The sequence below is a fragment of the Bacillus sp. TCT6 genome (genome assembly GCF_056033845.1).
Map to the genome: position 1 here is coordinate 3,153,360 of NZ_JBVYHX010000001.1, position 24,775 is coordinate 3,178,134.

The following is a 24,775-nucleotide window of genomic DNA, read 5'->3' on the forward strand; positions in this document are numbered from 1 at the left end:
ACTTTTATTAAAAAAATTTCTTGATAGTGGCACAACTCCTACTAAATTTAAATGTGTGTTACCTATTATCCATATTATGACCTTTTTAAAAGATTTCTTTCTACATACAACAGTCTTGCTAACTTTTTGTAGATGTTTACAATTATCAATACTGAGGATTCCAAAAAGGATAAGCTGAAAAATGTAGTTTTTTAAGTATTTGCGCATCGTAAATTTGGCGGGTACAACTTATCTACCCTTTAAATATGAGATAGAATCTAATCCTCTATTGGATTATAGTTAGTTGCTACCTGTCACACTTAAAAAGGAATGAAAATATACTATCATTAACATAGCAATTCGAATTAGTTTACGGAACATACTGTAACTATTATAGTTACAACAAAGGTTGATGTCAATTTCATATCCTCCCTTTTTAACGGACAAAAGACATGACCTATTGAACAAAAATTTGATGTTTATAAAAAGAGAGGTAAAATTTTATCTCCTTACTCAAAGAATTATAAATGATCTAGGATTAGATGAAATTGAAGCTAATATTGCATCTCCCTAAAAAGAATGTTACTCTAAAAATAGAATTATGAAAGGAATGATGGATGAATAATGATTAACTAATTTATATTTTAAGTTGAATTTTATAACTTCAAACTACAAAATATAGGGTTAGTCTATCCATTTTTAAAATTCAGTTCATACTTTATTTGTCATGATTCAAATGATTAATAAGTACTTATTAAGTATAGACGAAAGACTAATCCTTCCGATTACAAATTGGGGGATTTTTTTATTCCCGTTTAGCTTAGTTGAAACTTACTAATTGTTAAATGTACTTCACAAATAAAGGAGCGAGAAAAATGAGTACTTCAGACACTATTGTTACACATGTAATGCTCTATATAAGTCGTTAATATCCATCAAACTTATATAGAGGAATTAAAAAATGGATGGATGTTCCGACTTTATATGAAACGTTTCGATATATAAAGGAGGAATTATTATGTCAATGATAAAGGTCCAAGACTTAACTTTTTCATACCCAGGTAGCTTTGATAATATTTTTGAAAGTGTAAACTTCCAAATAGATACGGATTGGAAGCTAGGGTTTATTGGTAGAAACGGACGAGGTAAAACGACATTCTTTAATTTATTGTTAGGGAATTATGAGTATAGCGGGAAAATCCTTGCTTCGGTAGAATTCAATTACTTCCCCTACTCTGTTTCAGATAGGAACAAATTCACTCATGAAATCCTTGAAGAAATTTGTCCCCAAGCCGCAGATTGGGAATTTCTACGTGAGATATCCTATTTAAATGTTGATGCTGAGGTCATGTACAGACCATTTAAAACATTATCAAATGGGGAACAAACAAAGGTGTTGCTTGCTGCACTGTTTTTAAATGCGGGTCAATTCCTATTAATTGATGAACCAACAAATCACTTAGATACAGATGCACGAAAGATAGTCTCTAATTATCTAAGGAAGAAAAAAGGATTTATTTTAATTTCACATGACAGAATCTTTTTAGATGGGTGCGTTGACCATATCCTATCTATTAATAGAGCAAATATTGAAATTCAAAGTGGTAACTATTCTTCTTGGAAGTTAAATTTTGATAGACAGCAAGAGCACGAGAAGGCTACAAATGAGCGTCTACAAAAAGACATAGGGAGATTAAAACAGTCTTCCAAACGATCAGCAAGTTGGTCTCATGACGTGGAAGCTTCAAAAAATGGAACGAGGAATTCAGGCTCTAAGTTGGATAAGGGGTTTGTAGGACATAAAGCAGCCAAGATGATGAAAAGAGCAAAAAACCTTGAATCAAGGCAACAAAAAGCTATTGAGGAAAAGTCAAAATTACTAAAAAATGTGGAAAAAACTGAGTCATTAAAATTGGAACAATTGCAATTTAAATCAAATGAATTGGTTACTTTGGTTGACGTGTCCGTTAAGTACAATGACCAAATTGTGAATGAGCCGATTAGCTTCATAGTTGAACAAGGTGACCGAATTGTACTTGATGGAACGAATGGGAGCGGAAAAAGTAGTATCCTAAAACTACTTCTAGGACATCCGATACAGCATACAGGCTTAGTTACTTTAGGTACAGGACTCATCATTTCCTATGTCCAACAAGATACTTCTCATTTGAAGGGGGCACTATCAGACTTCATTGAAGAGCACAAGATTGATGAAACCTTATTTAAATCCATCCTAAGTAAGATGGACTTTGATCGAATTCAATTCGAGAAAGATATATCTCATTATTCTGGTGGACAAAAGAAAAAACTGCTTATCGCTAAAAGTTTATGTGAAAAAGCCCATATATATATATGGGACGAACCACTAAATTTTATAGATATCTATTCCCGTATGCAGATTGAAGAACTTATTCAACAATTTAATCCCACAATGGTTATTGTTGAGCATGATAAAGCATTTCAACAAACAGTTGCAACAAAAACTATATCTATGTAGCTCAAAACGAATACTTGAAAATATAATCATTAACTTGAGTCCTTGAACTATAAAAACCTTAATGACGTGTTGAAAAAAGCCTAATTTCTCTACAATACATTGAGAAATTAGGCTTTAAATAGTAATAATAGAATTCATAAATACTGAATAATTTACACGTTAGGTTTATCTGTTAATGCAGTAACAATCCTGTCCACTAAGTCTTCTGGCATCCATTCATGATTTGTATCGTTCGTTTCATTTGGCCCTAAAGAATCAATAAACTTTTTAAACTTTGGAAATAAAACAATAGAAGTGATCCAATGTATCGTATGATTTATGGAGAAGAAATGAAAAACTCCTTGCTTTTCACCCTCCTGTAATATTTCTTTTAACTGTTCAAAATTACCTATGAAATACGGTTTAATCTTTTCTAATCGTGCACTTTCCTTAATAATCTCCTCATATGCCAATGATCCAATTTCAGGGTTCTCTTTTATATGTTTAGTAAAAACCGTTAAATATTCTCTAAGGGCATCGATAGGTTTAAATTGATTCTTCTCAAGAAAATTGGGTAGCTCATTAGCAAGACCATATTTCTTAAACACCTCATAATATAGGTTTTCTTTCCCATTAAAATAGTAAGAGGCCATAGCAACATTCACTTTCGCTTCTTTTGCGATTTCTTGTATGCTCGTACCTTCGTAGCCACGCTCTCCAAATTTTTTCTTAGCAGCCTTTAAGATATTTTCCATCGTCTGCTCTCGAGATTTCCCCATTTCACACACCTCAAATAGTATATATTTCACTTCAAAAACCCAATAAGGACTTTGAATAGAGTATCTTTTTAATGAAATTTAATTATATATTTAAAGTGGTAACTTAACAACCGATGAAGTTCTGATTACTTTAAACAATATCCCCTTGCGTAGCATCAATAGTTTTCAAATACTTTACGCTCTTTTCTAATTGAGTAAAAGAATAGACAAAAAACATCTAATTTTATCTTAATTTCGTGTGCGAATAAAAACATAATAAGGACCAAAGTTTATCCATTTTATAGATAAACTTTGGTCCTTTCGTTACATTATACAGATTTAAAATAAAATGAAACTTTAATCAGCCCTCACCAATCAGGCTTTTAGGTGCAGCAGGGCCCCCACCTAACTTCTTTGCTTCCGCTGAATTTTGAGGTGAGGGGTCTTACTGCCCACAAATAGCGGGATAAACTAGTATACTCGTAGCTTGATGAGAGAATTATCCATCAATCGTCCATCATTTTCTGACTAGATCTGTTTAATCTCGATATAAGGTCCTTTAATGTTTAATTTGTTAATATCATTAGATATATTGCCTACAGTTGATTTTTCATTAAAAGTATAGACCTTTTCACCATTTACAAAGATACCCCAATTCTTATCTTCATAACTGATACCATAACCAGCATTGCTAGACGTAGCTTTGAGTTGATTTCCATTCATTGAAAGAGATAACTTCCCTTTTCCTTTGTTAAGTTTATCATTCACGCTGTTGATACTATTCATTTGTTCTTCAAGGAATTTTTGGTTATCAAGAGTAACTTGATGGTTTTTCCAGTCTAATTTATAGTGGTTCGTAAAGAATTCATTATATGTATCTTTATTATTTGTTCCCCACCATTTTGAACTTACCCACTCAATATTGTACTGATCTGAAATTCTACGATTTGTTATTTTTAAATCTGATGTAGTTTCTGTTTTATCAGCAGTAATAACCGCTACTACGTTTGGAGAAAAACCATATCCTGTTAAAGCTGGTACTGTATCTTTTGAAACAAAATTATTCGTTCCTTCATTATAACTACGTGATTTCATAAATAGTTGATTACCATAGAAAGTATTGAATGAATCACGATTATAAATTCCCCACTCTGGGAAATTAAATGATTGGAATCCTACTTTCCAATTTAATTTCTTATCTGTGTGAGTCTCTAATACCGTTTTATAATCTACTTGATCATAAGATACACTTTCTTTCCAAGCAAAGCTACCTGTGATACTTGCATCGGCATTTGGCCCTTTATCATTTACTCCTACTTTAACACTTCCACCAAGTGTATACCCTACCTCAGAAGTGACCTTTGCTGAAGTCATTGTATTAACTGGGGCAGCTTTATGGAACTGAGCACTATCACCACTTGTTATTTCTGCTTCAGTATGATAAGCTGATGGCCATTTTAAGCCTGCGTTATAGTATCCACTATTAACTGTATATTTAGCATCAATATTACTACCATCAGTGGTCACAATTGCAATCTTTTTATCTGCGTAAGGATCCTCAATAAAAGAAACCTTTATCGAATTTTTGATATTCTGCTTCATGTCATAAGTAGTTTTAAAACTATTATAGACCTTCCCACCATTTTGAAGATTTTCTACAGTTCCTTTAGAATCTGCAAATGCAGATGTTGCTTGTAAACTAAATGATCCAGACATAATAACGGACGCTACCGCAACACATTTAGCTATTTCTTTTGCTTTTTTCATACAGACAGCCACTCCTTCTTAAACATTTAAAAGATATAAATATATTATTTCTAGTTCGCAAAAATAGAGATAGATTCATAGCCATACAATATAGAAATTCATTAACTTTTATGACACTAACTAAAAACACATGTTTCACTAATCTTCCTCTCACTATTATTGATAACTATTATCAATAATATTAAAACATAAAATAAAAATTTAAACAATAATTTTAAATACAAATTTAAAATTATTATTTAAAAAAATACAAAAAAATTATAGAATTCTTCATTTCGAGAATTACTATATTTTCAATTACTTATTACAGCCTATATTCAGATACATTATTTCCTTTCCATTCATAATAATCTAAAATTCCTTCATAAATGGCTTCTGCTGCAATTTGTCTGCCATCTTCCGTAGATAATTTACTGTAATCAATACCATTATCTATAAACGCCAGTTCCGTCAACACAGCTGGCATGTCATTTTCCCTTATTACATGAAGGTCTCCATGTTTAACTCCTCTGTCTCGTGTTTGAAGTGCCTCTACTAAACGTGTTTGAATTTTTTCTGCTAAAACACGACTTTCTTCCACATGAGGATTTGTTTTTTCGGATTTAGAAGATTTATAGTAATATGTTTCTGTCCCTTTTGCATTACCATTAAAAGCATTTGCATGTACGCTTATAAAGATATCACCCTGATTTTTCTTAGCAAATTTAACACGTTCCTGTAAAGAACTTTTTTGATCATGCCCCGGTCTATTATCAGATTGACGAGTTAATAAAACTGTAAATGGTGTATGCTTTTCAAGTAATTGTTGTAGACGTAAAGAAGTGTCTAGTACAATCTTACTTTCAGGTAATCCCTTTGTGGATTTCCCAGGATCTTCGCCACCATGTCCAGGATCAATAATGATTGTTTTGCTTTCTAATGGGTTTTGGGGACGATGTTGCATCATATCTGTTTTTGCAGTAAGTTGAGCAGCTTCAGCACGTGTTATAAATTTATTTGGTTGCCAACCGTTCTCAGTACCATTGGAAATTTTCAAACCGATTAAAATATTGGCATATTTTTCTCCCCAATGCCCTTTTAAATCTTCAAATTTAACCTGCTCATTATGATTTGCTGCGCTTTGTAGTTTATATGCATTTACTAGCATCGTAGCCATAGCAGCACGAGTTACTTTTCCGGATGGATTGAAGATTCCATTACCCTCACCTTTAACAATACCAGCTTTTTCAGCAGCAGCAATATACGGAGTAGCCCAGTGGTTTTGTGAATCTGTAAATGATGGTTTTGCATTAGAGTCAATTTGTATACCTAAAACTTTTGTCATAATTTTTGTAGCCGAAGCTCTGTCTAATGAGTCATTTGAACCGAACGTTCCGTCTGGATAGCCATTCAATACCTGTTTATCAACTAAATAATTAACGGATTTGTCCGCCCATGCAGGAACATCTGGGAACTTATGAGTATTTGCAAATGTATTAGATGAGTAGGTTAATAGACTTCCAGCAAGAATTCCTGTAGCAATTAATTTGTATTTCAAAATGTAACACCTCTATCAAATTATTACAATTTGGTAAATATATCATTTATAATTAATCTTTAAATAATACGACCTTGAATAAAGAATAGATTAAGTTGTTTATATTAATATATATCATATAATAAATTTAAAATCGAATTATTGCTCCAAAAATAATCCTCGGACATACACTTATAGATAAAGATTATTAAATATACTCACCAACATTGTGTAACCAGTATAGTTACTTATACATACGAGTGTCAATTAAAATAACCTTACAATTTTGTAAGATAATCACCTTAATAGTAAATCAAGTAATTATTAAATAATATAAATAGTTACTAGATATAATAAAATAACACTCTTAAATTTTGAACAAAAACTAATTGTTTTGATAGGAAAATAACTTATAACACCCACATTGTTAACAATGCTTTTGAATCCTACTTTACTCTATAATTCTCTGTTATATCCCAACGTGAATGCTCCTATAATATAGTCAATTGCTGCAATGAATATATTCCCTCAAAAAACATCTCCAGAAGCCATCGAAAGTAGCCTTTATTAATACACCTACACAATCCATCTTTTCACTCCCCTAAGACATCCTCAAATTTTACAAGGAATGAAAAAAGAAGAGGGATACCTTCCCTCTTCACTAAAAAAATTAAAAAACACCTTAATTTATATCCCCTGCCTTTTACAATCTCACGTCTATTGATAGCCCGTTTAATTCTTCAATTCTATTTTCATAGATTCATGTATTCTTCTAAAGTCTGCTTTTGTTCATATATATTTTCAGCAATATCTCCTACATAGCGAATATGCCAAGGTTCATATGCATAACCTGTAATACTTTCCTTCCCCTTAGGATAACGAATGATAAACCCTGCACGATGCGCGTTTTCTTTCAGCCATTTTCCTTCCTTCGTATTAGCAAAAGATAGCTCTAATTCATTGTTCGCACTTTTAGAAGAAACATCCATTGTTAACCCTGTTTGATGTTCGCTATGTCCTGGTTTTGCCGAGAAGCGATCCGTATGCTCTTGTCCTTTTCTTTTCACATTGTTCGCATACAGTCGTTGTTGATAGTCATAGGAACGAAATCCCGAAACAGCATTTAACTGAATCCCCTCCTGCTTTGCTAAATCAAATAACTTTTCCAGTGCTTCTGCCGCCTCTTTACGGAGGTGGCTCTTTTCTACCGTTCCACTAAATGAGAATGGTACATTTGGTACAACTAAATCCTCTGGTTTATAATCTTCGGGTAATCCATATTCCTTATTAACTACAGCCTGTATACTAGCAAAAGAACTTTCATTGTATTTTGATTGCCCTTTTCCTCTACTATCTTTCTCTTTATTTATGGAGTTTTCACGAGATTCATAGTTCGTCTTATCTGGTTCTTTACCAATAGATTGATTGGTGTAAATTATAAAAATACCTAACATCATAATTACACAACTGAAAATCCCTACTAATTTAAGTCTCATTATTCATTTCCTTCCTGCAACTCTTACTGTTTCTCGTTCATAATATCTCAACCATATCAAATTCATATTAATTTGAAGTGAACTTTTGTTCTTAACATATTTCTTAATAGAAAGACTGTATATCCTTCTATTTGTTTGACATCATTAAGATGCTCACAAATATAAATAAATTCTATGGCTACATATAGATAAAAAATCTAAAAATTTATATAACGAGATTAGAAGTGTAGCATATTATTGTTGAAGGGTCTTGGTATAATGCTAGGCATTAATGTAAAAAAAACAAATGAAGAGTTAATTATTTCATGGCAATTGGCGGAGATTACAATTCCATTACGTGATGTGATTGAGGTTACCGAAGATGCTACCTATGCTGGTGTTGAAGACGTAGATGTAATACGTATTGGAGCAGCTTATGGGACAACAGACCGTATTTTAATTAAAACAGTAAAACAAAATTATATATTATTTACTACAAATAAAGTTGCTATTTTAAATGCCATTCAGACTTAAATATAGGAGTTTTCTTGGCTAAAATGATAAAAATAAGCACATCTTGTTATAAAAACAGATGTGCTTATTTTTAATTTCTATGCATTTTTACGTTTTAAGAAAATCACTCCACCAACAATTAACAGTAATGCTCCTGCAGCCATAGAGATCCAACTTGTAAGATTAGTACCTGTTTGTGGTAACCATCCAATTTTAGATTGGATTTCTTTCTTAGGTTGTGGTTGTTCTTTTACTTGCTCGTTAGGTTGCTCTGGTGTTGGAGTATTTTCATCCGAATTCGGCTGTTCTGGTTTAGGTTGTTCCGGCTTTACCTCTTTAAATTTCACTGTTTGTCCCTTATCTTCAATTTCAGCGTGAATAGCTATTAATATATTATCTTGATACAGTTCTTCAAATACTACTACTTCTTTACCTTGTAATGCAGAAGCATTACATGTGAAATCTAGTATGATAGAACCATTCTTCTCTTTAGCAGTAAACTTAGATTCTACTGTTACCTCTTTACCATCAACTAATAATGGCTTGTTTGTTGCTTTATCCATTAGTTTACCTTTTACAACGTACTCTTTACCCACGATTAAGTCTTTGTATTCCACTTTATCTTGGATTGTTACAGATTTAGAAGCGTCTAACTCTTTAGAACCATCAGCTTTATTTGTAGCTGTCGTTTTAATAGAAGGTTCTACAAACCGAACTGTTTGACCTACATCATTAATGTCAGCATGAGTTGCAATTACTTGACCTTCATGTAATAAGTCTTCAAACACGACTACTTCTCTTCCTTGCTGTTCAGCACCAACAAAAGTAAAGTCTAATGTTACAAAACCGTTCTTTTCTTTTGCAGTAAACTTCGTTTCAGCTGTTACTTCTTTTCCATCAATTAATAATGGTTTGTTAATAGCTTTGTTCATAAGTTTACCTTTTACAGTGTACTCTTTACCTACAACTAAGTTAGTATACTCCACTTTGTCTTGAATAGTGATAGAATCCTTTGAATGAATCTCTTTTCCACCATCAGCTTTGTTTGTAGCTGTCGTTTTTACTGATGGCTTAACGAACTTAACTGTTTGACCTTTATCATTGATATCAGCATGTGTCGTAACAACTTTTCCGTCTTTCAGTAACTCTTCGAATACTACTACTTCTTTTTCTTCTAAACCAGTTGCATCAAAAGTAAAATCTAGTGTAATAAAACCATTTGCTTCTGTTGGTGTAAACTTCGTTTCAGCAGTTACTTCTTTACCATTTACAACTAATGGTTTATTAGTCTCTTTATTCATTAATTTACCTTTTACAGTGTACTCTTTACCTACTTGTAGATCTTTGTATTCCACTTTATCTTGGATTGTTACAGACTTAGACGTGTGCATTTCTTTTGTACCATCTGTTTTATCAGTAGCTGTTGTTTTTATTGAAGGAATCTTTTCATCTTTGACAATGTGTTTAATGATTTGACCATTCTCTTTAATTTCAAAAGAGAACGTTTCTTCATTTAATACATAACCTTTTGGTGCAACAGTTTCTTTATATGTGTATTTTCCAAATGGTAACTTTTCAAATTTAGCGATTCCTTTATCGTCTGTTTTTCCTTTTACTACTTCTTTTCCTGCTTCGTTATAAATCGTAAATTCTGCATTTGGAAGCTTGTTATTTCCATCAGCTACATCTACCTTTGTAATTTCTAGATCACCTTTGATAAGATGATTAACTGCCAATAACTCAATAATCTTTCCATGTTCCTTTATTTCGAACATAATTGGTTCTTTAACAAGAACATAACCATTTGGAGAAGCCTTTTCTACAAATGAATATTTACCATACGCTAAATCTTTGACGTTAATCTCACCATTTTTATCTGTTTTATATTCACCAATTACTTTTCCACTTGCATCTTTTAGCTCGAATTCTGCACCTTCTAATTTTTTACTAACATCTTCATTATCCACTTTAAGTAATTTTACACTACCTTTTACTTCTGTATTTTCCACTGTAAAAGTAAGTGTTTTATTGTGCTCTTTAATTTCAAAAGGATACTTTGTTTTATTTCCAATATATCCATTAGGTGTTTGTGTCTCTAAGAAATAATATTTACCATACGTAAGACCTTCAACGTTTGCAATTCCATTTTCTTTTGTTACTACTTTTTTCACTTCTTTACCATCTTCAGTGAAGACTGTGAATTCAACATTTGGTAAAACCTTTCCTGAATCACTAAGCTTTTTAATTTCGATGTTACCTTTTACTTTGTTATTTACTATTTGGACAGCTCCTGTTTCTCCTGTCTTAACTTCAATAGTTTGTGGTTTATCATCTGAAACATAGCCTGTTGGTGCTTTAATTTCTTTTAATGTGTAAGTACCAATTGGTAAGTTGTTTAATTCTGCTATACCATCAGCACCAGTCGTGCTTTTTCCAACTGATTCATTATTTGCATTAAAGACCTCAAATACTGCATCAGCTAAAACTTCTCCATTTTCTCCAACCTTTTTAATTTTTAAAGAACCAGCTGCTTCCCAATTTACTGCAAGATCACTACTAAGCTTTTCTTCATTTCTTTCTAATAGTACTGTAGCATTCTGAACAGTATCCGTACCACGGTAAGTAATTGCTTGAACTTTTGTTAAGTTTGCAGCAACACTTAGATTAAATTCACCTGTTTTAGTATTTTTAGGAATTTGGATACGGAATTTCTCTCCAACTGAAAGTTGATCTTTCACTTCACCATTTTCACTAACAATTTTTACTCCATTAGGTGCATTTTTTGCTACTACTTTATAAGAACCACCCTTAGCATTTGTTTGTACTGTATATAGATTTGTTTCGAAGAACTCACCTTTTAATTCTGCTTTTTGTTTTTCAACTGGGATAACATTCATATAAATATCTTGTGTATCGCCGCTATTGTTAGCAGCATTGATAATTGCCTTAGCTGCTTTTTCAACATTTTTATTCTCATGTTTCAGTTCATTTACATCAAGTTGACCTAATGCATTCCAAACTGCAAGCTGAGTTGCGTAGTGTGCCTCATTCTGATTAGCTACTCCCAACTGCTGAACACTTTTTTGCGGGAAACCGTTTAATAGGACCCTATATACTACATTATCTGTTTTCCCCATTTCAGGAAGATCTTCACCATTTGGTGATTTTAGTCCAAGAGTTAAGCAATAAGCAATTTGACCACTTGAATTTTTAATCATTTCAGTTCGAATGTGCTTTCCTAAACTATTACTATAACTCCAGTTCATTGAATATTTCTCGTGCGTCATAACCTCTGCACTAGCCCTAGGTAAAAATACATTAAGGAATAATGCCAGTACTGATAATAATGTAAAAACTCTTATAATGACTCTCTTACCCAATTTTGTAACCTCCCTAGAATAAATTAATCCGAGTATATATCGCAATATCTAAAACATTCACGATCGACCCGATTATCATTATAAAACAATAAATTACAAATATTAAATAATTTTAATGAAATAGTCAAAAAATTTACACATTTTATTATTTATCAAGTTTTTTAACGAATTTACTATATACAAATTCTAAAACACGCCTACAATTTAAAAGACAAATATGTATGTTAAATATATAAATAGCAATTCCTTTGCTCCAGTTATTAATCTTCTATTAACCTTCCCCTTATTAAAAATAGCCTTTTCATTTTCTTGTTAATCCGAGTAATTTATACACCTCTTTTAATCTATTAATTCTCTATTACGCTCCTTCATTGAGATATAAGGGTGACTCTTCATTCAAAGAATAAAGTAAAACTTTATTCAGCCCGATCCCCATCTAACTTCTCTGCTTTGAGCCTTACTGCCCACAAATAGCAGGATACATTATGCAACATTGCATTTGATAATCATTTTCAATGTAACTATACTGATTACAGGATTGCTATTAGTCCAATATTCTACATGGAGGTTTTATTATGTTTAAAAAAATTATTGTATCTTCTATGGCGCTTACTATGTTCGGTGGAGCTGCAACTATGCTAGAGGCACCTACTGCTCAAGCAGCTTCTTATAACTCAACATCATCCTCTTACTTTGATGTCACTCCTGAAGAGGCCGTGGCTTTCTATCAATCTCAAGACTATAAAAAATTAAAAGTATTTTTGGATGACTTTGAAGCTAGAAACCCTTATGCCCCAGGTGGAGGCTACGCTCAAGGTAGTGTACGTATGCAAAAATTCAACGATGCTCTTAGAGATGCCAAATTAACAAATGTCTACCAAGAATTTATTAGAATCTCTTACTACAATCATTATCCAGAACCAAAATAATCACAACGGATAAAGTGAAACTTTAATCAGTGGGGGTTTTGTTCATCCCCCACTGATTATTAGTTGAACCAATCGGGCGTTTACTGGCAGCCCGACCCCCACCTAACTTCTTTGCTTCCGCTGAATTTTGAGGTGGGAGTCTTACTGCCAGTTAATGCGGGATTAAATGTTTATTATTTCTATAACTTAGCCTAATTTTAAATGTATAACCTAAAAATAATTACTAAAAACCACTCATATAAGAGTGGTTTTTCTATTTCCCCATATAATTTAGCTGAATGTTACATCATCTTTATTTTAATATCTTTTATAGTAGACATTCTCTCGTTGACACAAACTAGTAGATTAGCAATGAAAATATCAAAATATATTTATAGGTGGTTGGAAGTAATTGTTTTCTGTTTAATAGCAAAAAAGAACACCCTCTCACAATTAGATAAGGTGCTCGTTTTCATTTTTATCGGTAATTCTCAATTCAATTTAGCTTCTTTCCAATAAGTAAAGATTAAATTAACTTAAAAACAAAGCGTTTTAAATTTAATTCATAGATCTTACTGAAACTTGGAATTGCCCCTTAGAACCATCATCATTTGAAACGTAAATTTTATATGTTCCATTCGGTAATGGAGATAAAGCATTCCGTACATTTGTAACATTAATTTGTTGTTCTCCAGGTTTTATATAACCACCAACAATTAGCTCTGTATTTGGACCTTTTACACTATATCCCATTGTATTTTGACCATTATTTTTCATAGAGAAGCTTAAGTCAGTACTCCCATCATATACGAAAGAAGTTTCAGCCTCGCCACTATAATCCATTGTTTGGGTTAATAATAAGTCTGCAGAAACATGTTCAACTACATGAATTGGATCATTCGTTTTGTGTACTTCTTCAGCATAAGTATTATTCCCTAACACACCAAGTGTTAATGCTGAAACTACTCCACAACTAAGCACTAGTTTATTTAACTTCATTTTAAGTTCCCCCTTGATGTTTGTATTCTATTACCATCATACATCCTTTTCCAAGTGCGTTTTTATGTAATAATTCATATCTATAAAACTATATATCTTAACTTTTTGTATTAACAGTTATTGAGAACCCCACATAGATAAAGCTACAATATTACGCTTCATAAAAAACATGTAAATTTTAAAGTCTTTTTCTAACAAAGTTTTATACGAGTAAGTACCAAAATACTCACATAAATAGCATTTCTATTTCAGATAAAATGTACTAATAAAATTTTTCTAAAATTTCACTTTGTAATTTGATATATTCCATGTTAATATAACGGAGGCTACAAAACAGAAGTCACCACGCATATCATTTTCACAGAATATTCATACTTAAAAAACCTTATTTTATCAGTAACTAAATCCCGATTTTACCCATACAAAAGTTAGTTGATAATTTCATATGTACATAAATTTAAATAGATTTTTTCTATTTTCCTTATCAATTTTAATACGAGTAATATAACAGCATGTTTTTCAAGTACCCTTCCTTTTTTAGATAAAAAGTCTACTAATACTAAACATCTATGTCCAACTCATACATAATTCTACTTACAAACTATCGGAGATGCAAAACTATGGGAATTTCTACTCTTTTATTAAATACCTTTATTATAATAATTTGTATCCTTAGCTATCACGTATTTTGGCTAGAGTTTAAAGAAAAAACAACATGTAATAATATGTTATTTTCTATCCTTTCCTCCATTGCTATTATTTTTTGTATGACTTTTCCTTTTCATTTACATGTGGGATTTATTTATGATTTACGTTTTATTCCTATTATATTAGTTTTTCTATATGGAAATACAAAAAACATTATTTTTATAGGAATTTTATATCTTTCTTATCGGTTTTACTTAGGCGGAAATGGCGTTCTTCCATCATTTATTATCTTCACTATTATTTTTGGTATAACAATGCTCTTTCGTTACCTATTACCTATGTATATTAAAGAAAAAAAAGTATTATTAAGCTTACTCCTTATTTTAGTATGTACAACTTCACTTTCTATTTGCGGTATTGTAACTCAAATAAATACAGGAGGGAAAATAGACTCTACTCTCATAGAATTTTTATTAAATTATATAGTCATTAATATTTTCACAGTATTATTATCAGTTTATTTAATAGAGGGAATGATTGAGAAATATAAAATGGAAGAAAAACTGCAACGGGCTGAAAAATTTTATATAGCTAGCGAACTAGCGGCGTCAATTGCACACGAAATCCACAATCCACTAACCACGGTACATGGATTCACTCAATTATTAAATGAAAAACATGCCTCTAAGCTATCTCAGGATCAATACTTAGAAATTATGTTAATTGAAATGCAGCAAATACAATCTACTATTAATAACTATTTATCTTTAACCAAACCACAGAACACCCTAAAAGAGAAAATAGATATTAATCACATTTTAAATCAGGTGAAAGATACTATTTCACCACTCGCTCTATCATACAAAGTTGAAATCAAACAAAATAGTACAGATTCCTTTTATATAAATGGGGACCCCGAAAAATTCAAACTCTGTCTAAACAACATCATCCAAAACGGAATTGAGGCTATGAAAAATGGTGGATTATTACAAATAAATATACAAAAAGTAAAAGGAAATATCATAATTGATATTATTGATTCAGGAATTGGGATGTCATCTCAACAAATAAAACGAATTGCTTTGCCATTCTATTCAACAACAGAAAAAGGAACTGGGCTTGGTACTATGATTGCTTATAGTATTATTAGAGAATTAAACGGAGATATAGAGATAGAGAGTGAATTAGGTAAAGGGACACGCTTTTCTATTAGTATCCCTTGCCAATGTGATAAAAATTTTCTGTTTAGTTAATTATATAAATGAATTTTAAGAATCCCGCTAGCTAGCTAGCTTACTTATTAATTATCTTAAATTTATAAAATAATAAGGGTCAGAGCTTATCTATTGTTACAGATACACTCTGATCCTTTAGTTTAATTACAGTAAACGCACTTAATATTTATAACTTTTCTTACATCTGGATGAAATAATAGTTTATCTCTTTTACTAATTAGATTTGTTTAATGTAAATATAGCATCTCTCGACACTTAATTTGTTATTATCGTTAGGGACATTTCCTACAGTTGTTTTTTCATTAAAGTACAGACCTTGTGCCGTTCATTGAAAAAGACAACTCCCCTTTTACTACTTTACTTCCACCGTATAATTCCCTGTTCCACCACCATACTGATACACATGTAAATAATACTTCCCTGGATACGTGTAGTAACTACCTACTAGTTTATTCCCTTGTTGCTGAGCATACGTAACATAATTATTTAAATCTGCTTCAGAATAAAGTACCCAGTTCATTCCGATATTATTTTCATTCGTTACGTTAATTTGAAGATTTTTAGCAGTCTCCACATTAATTTCAAAGAAATCACTTGTATCTCCATTTCCTAAACTAGCACGTAAAACTTGATTTAACTGCAGTTTGTTTGCTGTTTGGAATGAGTTATTCGGTTCTTTTTCTAAACTGTTATCTTCTTTCTTTTGAACAGTTACAGTCGCTGTAGCAGTATTAGTTGCTCCTTTATCGTCTGTTACTGTTAATTTCGCTGTATACGCTCCTTCTTTTGTATATACGTGAGTTGGATTTTGCTCATTACTTACAGTACCGTCTCCAAACTCCCATTTATATGAAGTAATTTTCCCGTCTTCATCTTTTGATGCGTCGCTTTTAAATGAAATTGCTTCATTCACATTTCCACTATACGGACCGTTTATAACCGCAACTGGCGCTTTATTCTCTGCACCTTCTTCTGTATTAATACCGTGGAACACAACATCATATTCAAATTGTCCTGATGCATTCACGCGATAATTTACGAAGTATGCTGTTACCGTTTTATAGCCTGTCCATTCTTTTGCGCTTAAACGTTTTAACGTATCATTAACGTTTTGTGTAATTATTTTCCAATCTTCATATTCTCCTTTTGCTGCAGTTCCTGTATATGTTCCTTGTAGTGTGAATGTATTAAAGAACTTTGATTTATTTTTCTTCACTGATACATTTTTCAATTTTGCTTCCGCCGTTATTTCTGCCGCAATATCTGAAACTGGTTTCGGTGCATGATTTGCTAAATAATCGTCTGATACTAATGGTACGTTATATTTCTCACGATTATCAAATAGCATTTGCATATAATCTTGATATTCTTTATTTAAATTCGCATCTTTACTTAATGTAGAGCGATATGCATCATATGCTGTTACATCATTTTTCCTAATAAGATCATGTATTTTATCAAACATATCATATCTCTTATTGTACATATACGATTGTAAAGCAAAGGAATAATTATAGAAATCCCATGTTCCATACTTTGCATTTAACGTTCGCTCTGCCGTATAACGCTCTGCTGGGTTTGAAGATAATCCTCCTATAATACTCTTTCTCGGTACAACATTATCCGTTCTCGTTGCCCCTGCAAAAAATTCAGCATTCCCTTCTTCAAACCAAGATAATCTTTCATTTTCATATATTTTCCCTTGACCCCATAACCCTGGTACTTCATATCTACCTTGTAAATAATGCGTGAACTCGTGTCGGAATAATTCTTCTAAACTATAAATACTTTCTTCTGGCGTACGCTCATAAGTAAAGAACGTACCTGTTCCTTCTATATAAAGACCACCGTTATTCGTTTCATATCCGTACAATTGACGATTAAACTGATATTCTGCTGGGCTATTATAAATAACCATCGTTAATACATCATCAGGATTTCCTTTTTCTAAAGGTTGATCACTTTCAACCGTACGATGGAATTGTGCCTTCACTTCTTTTGCCGCCCAATATAAACGTTTTACTTTTTCTTCTGTCACTTTATCTCCAGCTTTTAAAACAATTGCCCCATCATCAAACGTATACGTTTTTGGCAAATATTTTTTCTTTCCATCTTCTCTTATTTGATCTAAATTCACCACTTTACCATTTGCATCTTTTCCGTCATAATTCGTCGCGATTTGCTCAGCAGCTACGAAATATTGCTCCCCTAAATACGGATAAATTTTCATCGCATCTGTTACAACTTGTAATCCTTTCGTTCCTGTACTATGGAACGAACCGAGCCTACCTGTATAATAAATGCCATTATTGATAAGCCAACCGTTTTTTGCGGTAATCGTTCCCATTAATGCAAAACGACTTAGTTCATTAATATAACTATCTATTTTCTGATACCATACTGTATCTTTCGGTGCTTTCCTCGTATCGTACAAATACGATTGAATGTCGTAATCAACACCTTGCATAATATCGTAAATAGCATTTCCAGCTGAAAGATGATCTACTAATGTAGAGAAATTATCATTATATTGTTTAAAAATCTTTGCAGCCGATGTTATCGTTTCCACATCACTCGCAGCGTTTCCTATTAACTTTCCGTATGATGATACCACTCTATTTTGCTCTAATGTACCCAGCTTGAAATTTGAATTGTTAGCTATCGCTTTTAATGCAGGTAAGCATTTATCATGATAACTCCGTTCATTTAATTTACTAAGTTCCGAATTATAAAATCCTAAATAAAACCCTGAACGTAATACCTCTACTAATGTCTCAATCCCTTTTGAATCATCCTTCGTATAGGCTTGTCCTTGCTGCTTCAATTTATCAATAATCGCCTGCATTCTACTATCATTTTGATAGAATGCTAGACTGTCTGTATTAAACTGAAATAGCCCCGTAATTTGCTCCCAATCAATGGTTATAAGTAAATCTACTAACTGCTGATTGCTTAATTGATTTAATTCAGCAATTGTATAAGTTTTCGCTACAGCTAATTGCTTACTTTCCTTTTTTACCTCAGGCGGTCTTTGTGATAAATCAGCAAATTGTATCCTTTGCTCAAAAGACTTGCTTTCGAGCAATTTCGATGAATGAGCTAATTCTTGTACTGGTAGTTGTACACCGACTGGCTCCATTTTGAGTACATTTCGATAAGAAACTTGCTCTCCCTTAGTATCTTCTGCCAAACTTACCCCTTGAAAACTCCCTAACATTAAACTAGCAAAACTTACCCCTACTAACATTTTTTTTGAATAGCCTTTCATACTCTCCCCTACCTTACATTTTTAGTGTCCCGCTCCATTATTTTACTATTTTTACTTTTTGTCCTGTATTGAGAAAAAATAAGGGAACGTTCACATATGTATCCTTGCTGCGCAAAATTAGCACTTGACTTTATGTGCGTTTTATATCAAAAAAAGATAGATAATAGCAAAATTCCTGCTACATCTATCCTCGTTTTCAACACTATGATTTTAACTTTATAAACGTAACTTCCGGTAATGTTTGCATATACTGAATAAACTCATTCTTTTCTTCTGACGATATATTTTTCAGTTGCATCCCTACCTTATAAACAGTTTCTGTACCTTGCTGTGAAGCCTCCACCTCATATGAAACTATTGGAATGCCTTTCACTTGTAGCGTTTCTACTATTTGTTGTACCGCTTCATGTTTATTTATACACATTTGCACCGTTATATTTTGTGGAAATAAAAATTGCACCTTAAAAATACGACTCACAATTTCTAAACCAATTAAAACGAGAATCGTCGCTCCAATCCCTACTACATACATTCCCGCTCCAATTGCTAATCCTATGCCGGCAGTAGCCCATAAACCAGCCGCGGTCGTTAATCCTTTCACCGCCTGCTTTTGAATAATAATTGTGCCTGCACCTAAAAAACCAACTCCACTAACGACTTGTGCTGCAATCCGACTTGGGTCTAGAGACGTATGCTCTTCATACACAATATCTGAAAAGGCATATTTCGAAACAACCATTATTAACGCACTTCCTACCGCTACGAGGAAATGAGTCTTTAATCCAGCTTCTTTCGATCGAATTTCTCTTTCAATACCAATCATTGCTCCTAACAAGCCAGCAACACCGATTCGTATAATAAAATCAAAATCTACACTCACGGGCACTTCCCCCTTTCATTCATTATAGATAGATAAAACAAAAATTATCACAAGCATCCATTTATCAACATGAAGGAATACCACTAAAATACACTTAATACTCCGACCGTTTTATGTTAATATTTAAAATATTAACATAAAATAAATAACTTCTAATTTTAAATCTTCACTAATTTTCTAAAAAATCAAAGGTGAATTACATGAAATTAGGTTGAGAAACTTAAGAAAACGCTTTCATTTTGTGTCATAATTTTTTTATAAATACTACATAAACAAAGGAGCTTACTAACAATGAACGTCTCGTTACTTACACCTACTACTGATTTACAAGAAGAATACTTAGATTTCTATAACGAATGGAAAGATAGCGGTGAAACAATGATCCCGTGGGTTATCTCAAAAAATCCTGCTAACTTCCCAGCTATGGTTCAAGAACTTCTCGATGCGCATAACGGAATAAATATCCCTGAAACTTGGGTACCAGATTCTACATATTGGCTCGTTACAAATAATAATAGAATTGTCGGAGCTGTTAATATACGTCATAGTTTAACTGAACATCTATTTAACGCTGGCGGTCATATCGGTTATGGCATTCGCCCTTCTGAAAGAAGAAAAGGTTATGCTACGAAATTACTAGCATTATCATTAGAAAAAACGAAGGAATTAGACATCACGAAAGTACTTGTCGTTTGCGACGCAGTGAATACCGCTTCTGAAAAAACGATTTTACATAACGGCGGGCTTCGTGATGATGATTTCACTGAGGAAGATGGGAATGTAGTAAGAAGATATTGGATTGAGCTATGAATGATCACAAATAAGCGAGAAAGTGATTATACACTTTCTCGCTTATTTTACACTGCTTCTATTTCAAACTGCACTGTAATACCACTTGGATCTACTACCGTAAACCCATTTGTAGTTTCATTTATTTCATGTTGTTTTTCTATTAATCTTTCTTTCACTGCATCTAACGCTTCTTTATGCGGTAGTACAATTGTATATACCTTTAGTCCAGTTGCATGTACTGGTGGGTGTGGATTATTTACTCCGTTCCACGTATTTGCACCGATATGGTGATGATATCCTCCTGCAGAAATGAATAAGCAGTCATCTTCACGTTGTTGCACTTCAAACCCTACTGTCTCTACATAAAACTCGTGTGATTTTTCTACATCAGCTATTCGTAAATGTACGTGCCCAACGACAGTATTAGCAGGTAATCCATCAGCCTCATAATCAACGAGTGTTGCCAGCTCTTTTAAATCTAGTGGCGTACTTCCTCCTGGTCCTTCTCCCCATTGATCACGCGGACGGTCTGCATAAATTTCAATACCATTCCCCTCTAGATCTTGCAAATAAAACGCTTCGCTATATGTATGATCACTTGCACTGTTAAACCTTGAGATTGGTAAAATTTCATTTGAATATGTATAACGCCCTTCTTGTTCAGCTGGGCTGTCAATTACATTCTTATTACGAAGAACCCCAAATAGCGCAGAAGCAAAAGCTTCACGAGTCGGAACTAAAAAGGCTACATGATATATACCAGTCGTACGCGGTTCTTGCAGTACCCCGTCCTCTATCTTTTCAAGAACAAGTAATGTATTCTTACTACCTTTTCCTGCTAAATATGCTTTATTCCCCTCTTGCTTAATTACCTCTAATCCTACAACATTCTTATAAAAAGCAATTTGACGCTCTAAATCTTTCACTTTAAATTCAACATGACCAATACGTGTTTTCGGATGAATTCGTACCATGAATAACTTCATCTCCTTATCCCTATATTTTACCATTACATATAACCGTTACTATGAAGGATACAACTAAAATCATCCTATGTAAATAAGAAAAGTCGGAATTTACATACATTTTTATTTTCATAATAAAAAAAGCCTCCTTTTCTAACTTTCAGAAAAGGGGGCTTTTTAACGCTTATCTCATTTTATGTACTTCAGCAACTAGCTTTCCACCCTGAATGCCCATATAAAGCTTCACAGGTGCATCATTCGTATTTTCAAATACTAAATCTAAATATGGATATGCAATTGTAGCATCTCTTCCTTGAGGAACATAACCTACCGTTTTAGAATGTGTAGTTCTCTCCACCATTTTCAGGCCAGCTTGATCTGCTGCATTGTATAAAGTTGAAGATGTTTGGCAAACACCACCACCGTATCCATCTACTAATTTACCATCAACTATTTCTTTCCCTAATTGATATCCTTTGTCTGGTGTTGTATCACCGATTAATGAATTAAAAGAGAAACGGTCTCCTTTTGCTAACACAACTCCATTTATGCTCGCTGCTGACAAACGAATATTCTCAATACGGCCACCTGTTGAACCGCCTAAGTTCGTTTCATATCTACCAATTACCGTACCATTTCCTTGCGCATCACTTAATGTTGCGACTGGTTTTTTCTCCACGATCGGCAACTGATACGTAGCATCCCACATACCCACATTTAACAATTTATCTACTAATTCTTTTTCCATTAATTCATAAGAAGGTTTTCCTTCTTGCCAACTTCCATCAGGTGCTATACGTGAAGGAACCATTTTTTTGTCGACGCTTTTTCCAACCTCACCAACAACCTTTGTTACAGACTTTTTAAATTTCGCTTCATCTTCAAAATAGCCTAAACCAGATAAATCTAATTTTTTCACTTCAGTACCAGTTCGACCATCAACTAAACTAATAGTATCCTGCACTTCTGCTTTAGCCTCTACAGTGTGCCCACCAATATCACTTACCAATGCAACATCACTTACTTTTGTACCACAGCCACTCACTACAGCTACACATAACACCCCAACTAATATACCCTTTACTTTACGGAACAATATACTCTCTCCCTTTCCCCAACATCACTATTATGTATTTATTTCATTTTTATGTATGTTTTGTTACAATCATTTTACAATATGTTTATAAAATGTTACAAGTTATTTTTCACTCTATATAAATTACTCTTTTCTTTTACAAATGTCTATACATATTTACATAAAAGTTTGAGTTTGATAGAATTGTAACTTTTATGTAAACTCTCCCTTTTATCCAGTATATACCATTAAGCAAAAGAAATACAAATCAAAAACCCTCAAGCTATTTTTTATAAAGAAAAATCCCTCAACATAAATAGGTATTTGCCGTGCCACCGCTCCGCTTTTGCACATACATTATGGTGAATTCAACCTATTTTAAAGAAATGGAGGATGTTATTATGTATCCCTACAATCCATATGATCCATATAATCAATATGCGTACCAACAACCACAGTATGACTTACAAGCACAATACCAATCTTATATAGATCACGCAGAGCAAACGAATCCATATGACCAAAATAGACAATTCCAACTTCCAATCTCTTTTCCTGGCACTGGAAATCGTCAATTAGAAAGACGCGTAAATGAGCTTGAACAAAGAGTACGTCAACTAGAAAATACAGTTGAGCGCCATACACGTAGACTAAACCGCTTAAACCAACGTTTACGCACAGTAGAAAACAGACTAAACATTCCATTCGCAGCATTAGAAGACGGATTTTAATCGAGAAAATAAAGTGAAACTTTAATCAGCCTTCACCAATCGGGCTTTTACGGGCAGCCCGCCCGGCAAATAGCGGGATAAAAATTATATAAAGGAAGGGGCTCCCCCTTCCTTATATAAATTGACGAAAGTTTTTTCCATCTCTATACTGATAAGAGTTAATGAAATGAAACAAGTAAGAGTTAATGAAATGAAACAAGGTGATAAATATGGATTTTGAAATAAATTATCTTTCCTTTTATGTTGTACAAGTAGAAGGAAAAGGTGAAGCAGTTGATAAACGCTACAAACATTTTCAAACTTTAGACGCTGAAGAATATGAAGATAGCTCCTTAAAAGAATTTTTGAATGGTGAGTTATTAAAAATATCGAAGCGAAAAGTAGAACGTCATGCAAAAACAGAACAAGCCCCAACAAAAATTGGTCGCTTTATTGTAGAGGAAGGGCACGAACTTGATTCAAACCCTCATTACAACCTTTTTAATCGTATTCGCTTTGCAGAAACAAAGGAAAACTTTAAAGATATGAGCGAACCTCTCGTTTATACATATCTTGACACAAGCGCTGTACGCGGTGGTGTATTTTTAATTGCTCAGGCAAAACTACGCAAATACTTTGATGATCCATTCGTATTTGTAATGAAATGTGACTTCGAACCAAAGGTGGCTTCTATTTCTGATGAATCAACACTGATTCGTAACGTTGAAATGGCCATCACAACAAAGAATATGAAATCTATCCAATATCCGTACATGCCTGAAGAAGGTATGGTCGAAGTGAGCGAATTAAAAATTCACCAAGCATCACACGCCCGCTACTTTGAAGACTTCTTAAAATTCGTCGAATATGAACGCTCTATGCCTGAAATTATGAAAACACAAGTAATGGACATGGTATACGACCAAATTGAAGATGTATTTGAAGAAGGTACAGAAGAACGCGAACAATTCGACCAAGCGATGGAAGTATGGGCTGCCAGTCCGAAACGCGAAATTATGGAACAATTTTCAACCGAAGAAGTAATGGAAGCTACCGCTCAAATCGTCGAGCACGCCCCAGAAGTGGAATTAAAGCTAAAAGCAGACCATATCTCTGTGAAGGCTCTACTGGCTGATTTCGGGGACCAAATACATATTGCGAAGGTAAATGACCGATATGTACTTATGATTGAAGCAGACACACTTACGTTTGAAAAAGGATTCTCTCCTATTGAGTTTCTGAAGCCAGATGAATTGCAAGATGTGATTGAGCGGATTGAGAATAAGCAGCAGTATAGCTATAGTCCAGAGGGAATTGAATAGAACAACTGCAAAAAACCTACCTCTTTTATAGAGGTAGGTTTTTTCACATTAATCACGTATTTTCCTATCGCTATCATAAGACAACTTTCTAATGCTATATATTTGATTT

At 33.1% G+C, this 24,775-nt stretch carries 17 protein-coding genes; 7 read left to right on the forward strand and 10 right to left on the reverse strand.

The window, feature by feature from the left end; genetic code table 11:
• Window positions 1-997: 997 nt before the first annotated feature.
• On the forward strand, window positions 998-2,476 hold the full coding sequence (locus AC0ONG_RS16015; RefSeq protein ID WP_000061801.1) for an Lsa family ABC-F type ribosomal protection protein: 1,479 nt from the start codon (window positions 998-1,000) through the stop codon (window positions 2,474-2,476).
• Window positions 2,477-2,628: 152 nt separating this feature from the next.
• Here the strand turns inward: AC0ONG_RS16015 and hlyIIR are convergent, their stop codons facing one another.
• The 4 genes from hlyIIR to AC0ONG_RS16035 all read right to left on the reverse strand — a co-directional run bounded on the left by hlyIIR (window position 2,629) and on the right by AC0ONG_RS16035 (window position 7,992).
• The gene (gene hlyIIR, locus AC0ONG_RS16020) at window positions 2,629-3,234 is read right to left on the reverse strand and encodes a hemolysin II regulator HlyIIR (RefSeq protein WP_000520485.1); all 606 of its coding nucleotides are present in this window, start codon (window positions 3,232-3,234) and stop codon (window positions 2,629-2,631) included.
• 507 nt (window positions 3,235-3,741) lie between these two features.
• Complete coding sequence (hlyII, locus tag AC0ONG_RS16025; protein ID WP_000709372.1) at window positions 3,742-4,980, reverse strand: hemolysin II HlyII; 1,239 nt, start codon at window positions 4,978-4,980, stop codon at window positions 3,742-3,744.
• 304 nt (window positions 4,981-5,284) lie between these two features.
• Window positions 5,285-6,517, reverse strand: a complete 1,233-nt coding sequence (locus tag AC0ONG_RS16030) for an N-acetylmuramoyl-L-alanine amidase (protein WP_106081752.1) — start codon at window positions 6,515-6,517, stop codon at window positions 5,285-5,287.
• Between the two features lie 731 nt (window positions 6,518-7,248).
• Window positions 7,249-7,992 carry a M15 family metallopeptidase gene (locus AC0ONG_RS16035; protein ID WP_001237444.1) on the reverse strand — a complete coding sequence of 248 codons (744 nt, stop codon included), beginning with the start codon at window positions 7,990-7,992 and terminating at the stop codon, window positions 7,249-7,251.
• Between the two features lie 258 nt (window positions 7,993-8,250).
• On the opposite strand from AC0ONG_RS16035, the gene AC0ONG_RS16040 reads away from it, so the two are divergent.
• The gene (locus AC0ONG_RS16040; protein WP_000900690.1) at window positions 8,251-8,505 is read left to right on the forward strand and encodes a SunI/YnzG family protein; all 255 of its coding nucleotides are present in this window, start codon (window positions 8,251-8,253) and stop codon (window positions 8,503-8,505) included.
• A gap of 77 nt (window positions 8,506-8,582) precedes the next feature.
• On the opposite strand, the gene AC0ONG_RS16045 is transcribed toward AC0ONG_RS16040, so the two are convergent.
• Complete coding sequence (locus tag AC0ONG_RS16045) at window positions 8,583-11,864, reverse strand: VaFE repeat-containing surface-anchored protein (protein ID WP_136997337.1); 3,282 nt, start codon at window positions 11,862-11,864, stop codon at window positions 8,583-8,585.
• A 575-nt stretch (window positions 11,865-12,439) separates the two neighbouring features.
• Between AC0ONG_RS16045 and AC0ONG_RS16050 the strand changes: the two genes are divergently transcribed.
• A complete protein-coding gene (locus AC0ONG_RS16050; protein ID WP_000473481.1) occupies window positions 12,440-12,793 on the forward strand; it encodes a hypothetical protein in 354 nt (117 codons plus the stop codon).
• A gap of 537 nt (window positions 12,794-13,330) precedes the next feature.
• Here the strand turns inward: AC0ONG_RS16050 and AC0ONG_RS16055 are convergent.
• On the reverse strand, window positions 13,331-13,771 hold the full coding sequence (locus AC0ONG_RS16055; protein ID WP_000773517.1) for a hypothetical protein: 441 nt from the start codon (window positions 13,769-13,771) through the stop codon (window positions 13,331-13,333).
• A gap of 620 nt (window positions 13,772-14,391) precedes the next feature.
• Here AC0ONG_RS16055 and AC0ONG_RS16060 point away from each other — a divergent pair.
• Window positions 14,392-15,672: a sensor histidine kinase gene (locus tag AC0ONG_RS16060; RefSeq protein ID WP_000513024.1), complete on the forward strand. Its 1,281-nt coding sequence runs from the start codon at window positions 14,392-14,394 to the stop codon at window positions 15,670-15,672.
• Between the two features lie 334 nt (window positions 15,673-16,006).
• Here AC0ONG_RS16060 and colA read toward each other — a convergent pair whose 3' ends face one another.
• The gene (colA, locus tag AC0ONG_RS16065) at window positions 16,007-18,922 is read right to left on the reverse strand and encodes a collagenase ColA (protein WP_136997236.1); all 2,916 of its coding nucleotides are present in this window, start codon (window positions 18,920-18,922) and stop codon (window positions 16,007-16,009) included.
• A 202-nt stretch (window positions 18,923-19,124) separates the two neighbouring features.
• The gene (locus AC0ONG_RS16070; RefSeq protein ID WP_000109726.1) at window positions 19,125-19,802 is read right to left on the reverse strand and encodes an MgtC/SapB family protein; all 678 of its coding nucleotides are present in this window, start codon (window positions 19,800-19,802) and stop codon (window positions 19,125-19,127) included.
• A gap of 291 nt (window positions 19,803-20,093) precedes the next feature.
• Here AC0ONG_RS16070 and AC0ONG_RS16075 point away from each other — a divergent pair, with 291 nt between their 5' ends.
• Window positions 20,094-20,612, forward strand: coding sequence for a GNAT family N-acetyltransferase (locus AC0ONG_RS16075; RefSeq protein ID WP_001103122.1), 519 nt, complete (start codon window positions 20,094-20,096; stop codon window positions 20,610-20,612).
• 47 nt (window positions 20,613-20,659) lie between these two features.
• Here the strand turns inward: AC0ONG_RS16075 and AC0ONG_RS16080 are convergent, their stop codons facing one another.
• Both AC0ONG_RS16080 and AC0ONG_RS16085 read right to left on the reverse strand, forming a co-directional pair.
• Window positions 20,660-21,568, reverse strand: a complete 909-nt coding sequence (locus tag AC0ONG_RS16080) for a VOC family protein (RefSeq protein ID WP_000251643.1) — start codon at window positions 21,566-21,568, stop codon at window positions 20,660-20,662.
• A gap of 175 nt (window positions 21,569-21,743) precedes the next feature.
• On the reverse strand, window positions 21,744-22,655 hold the full coding sequence (locus AC0ONG_RS16085) for a VanW family protein (RefSeq protein ID WP_000488994.1): 912 nt from the start codon (window positions 22,653-22,655) through the stop codon (window positions 21,744-21,746).
• 380 nt (window positions 22,656-23,035) lie between these two features.
• Between AC0ONG_RS16085 and AC0ONG_RS16090 the strand changes: the two genes are divergently transcribed.
• Together AC0ONG_RS16090 and AC0ONG_RS16095 are read left to right on the forward strand one after the other, a co-directional pair.
• Window positions 23,036-23,365 carry a hypothetical protein gene (locus tag AC0ONG_RS16090; RefSeq protein ID WP_000283708.1) on the forward strand — a complete coding sequence of 110 codons (330 nt, stop codon included), beginning with the start codon at window positions 23,036-23,038 and terminating at the stop codon, window positions 23,363-23,365.
• A gap of 209 nt (window positions 23,366-23,574) precedes the next feature.
• A complete protein-coding gene (locus AC0ONG_RS16095) occupies window positions 23,575-24,666 on the forward strand; it encodes a DUF3900 domain-containing protein (protein ID WP_016077398.1) in 1,092 nt (363 codons plus the stop codon).
• Window positions 24,667-24,775: the final 109 nt, after the last annotated feature.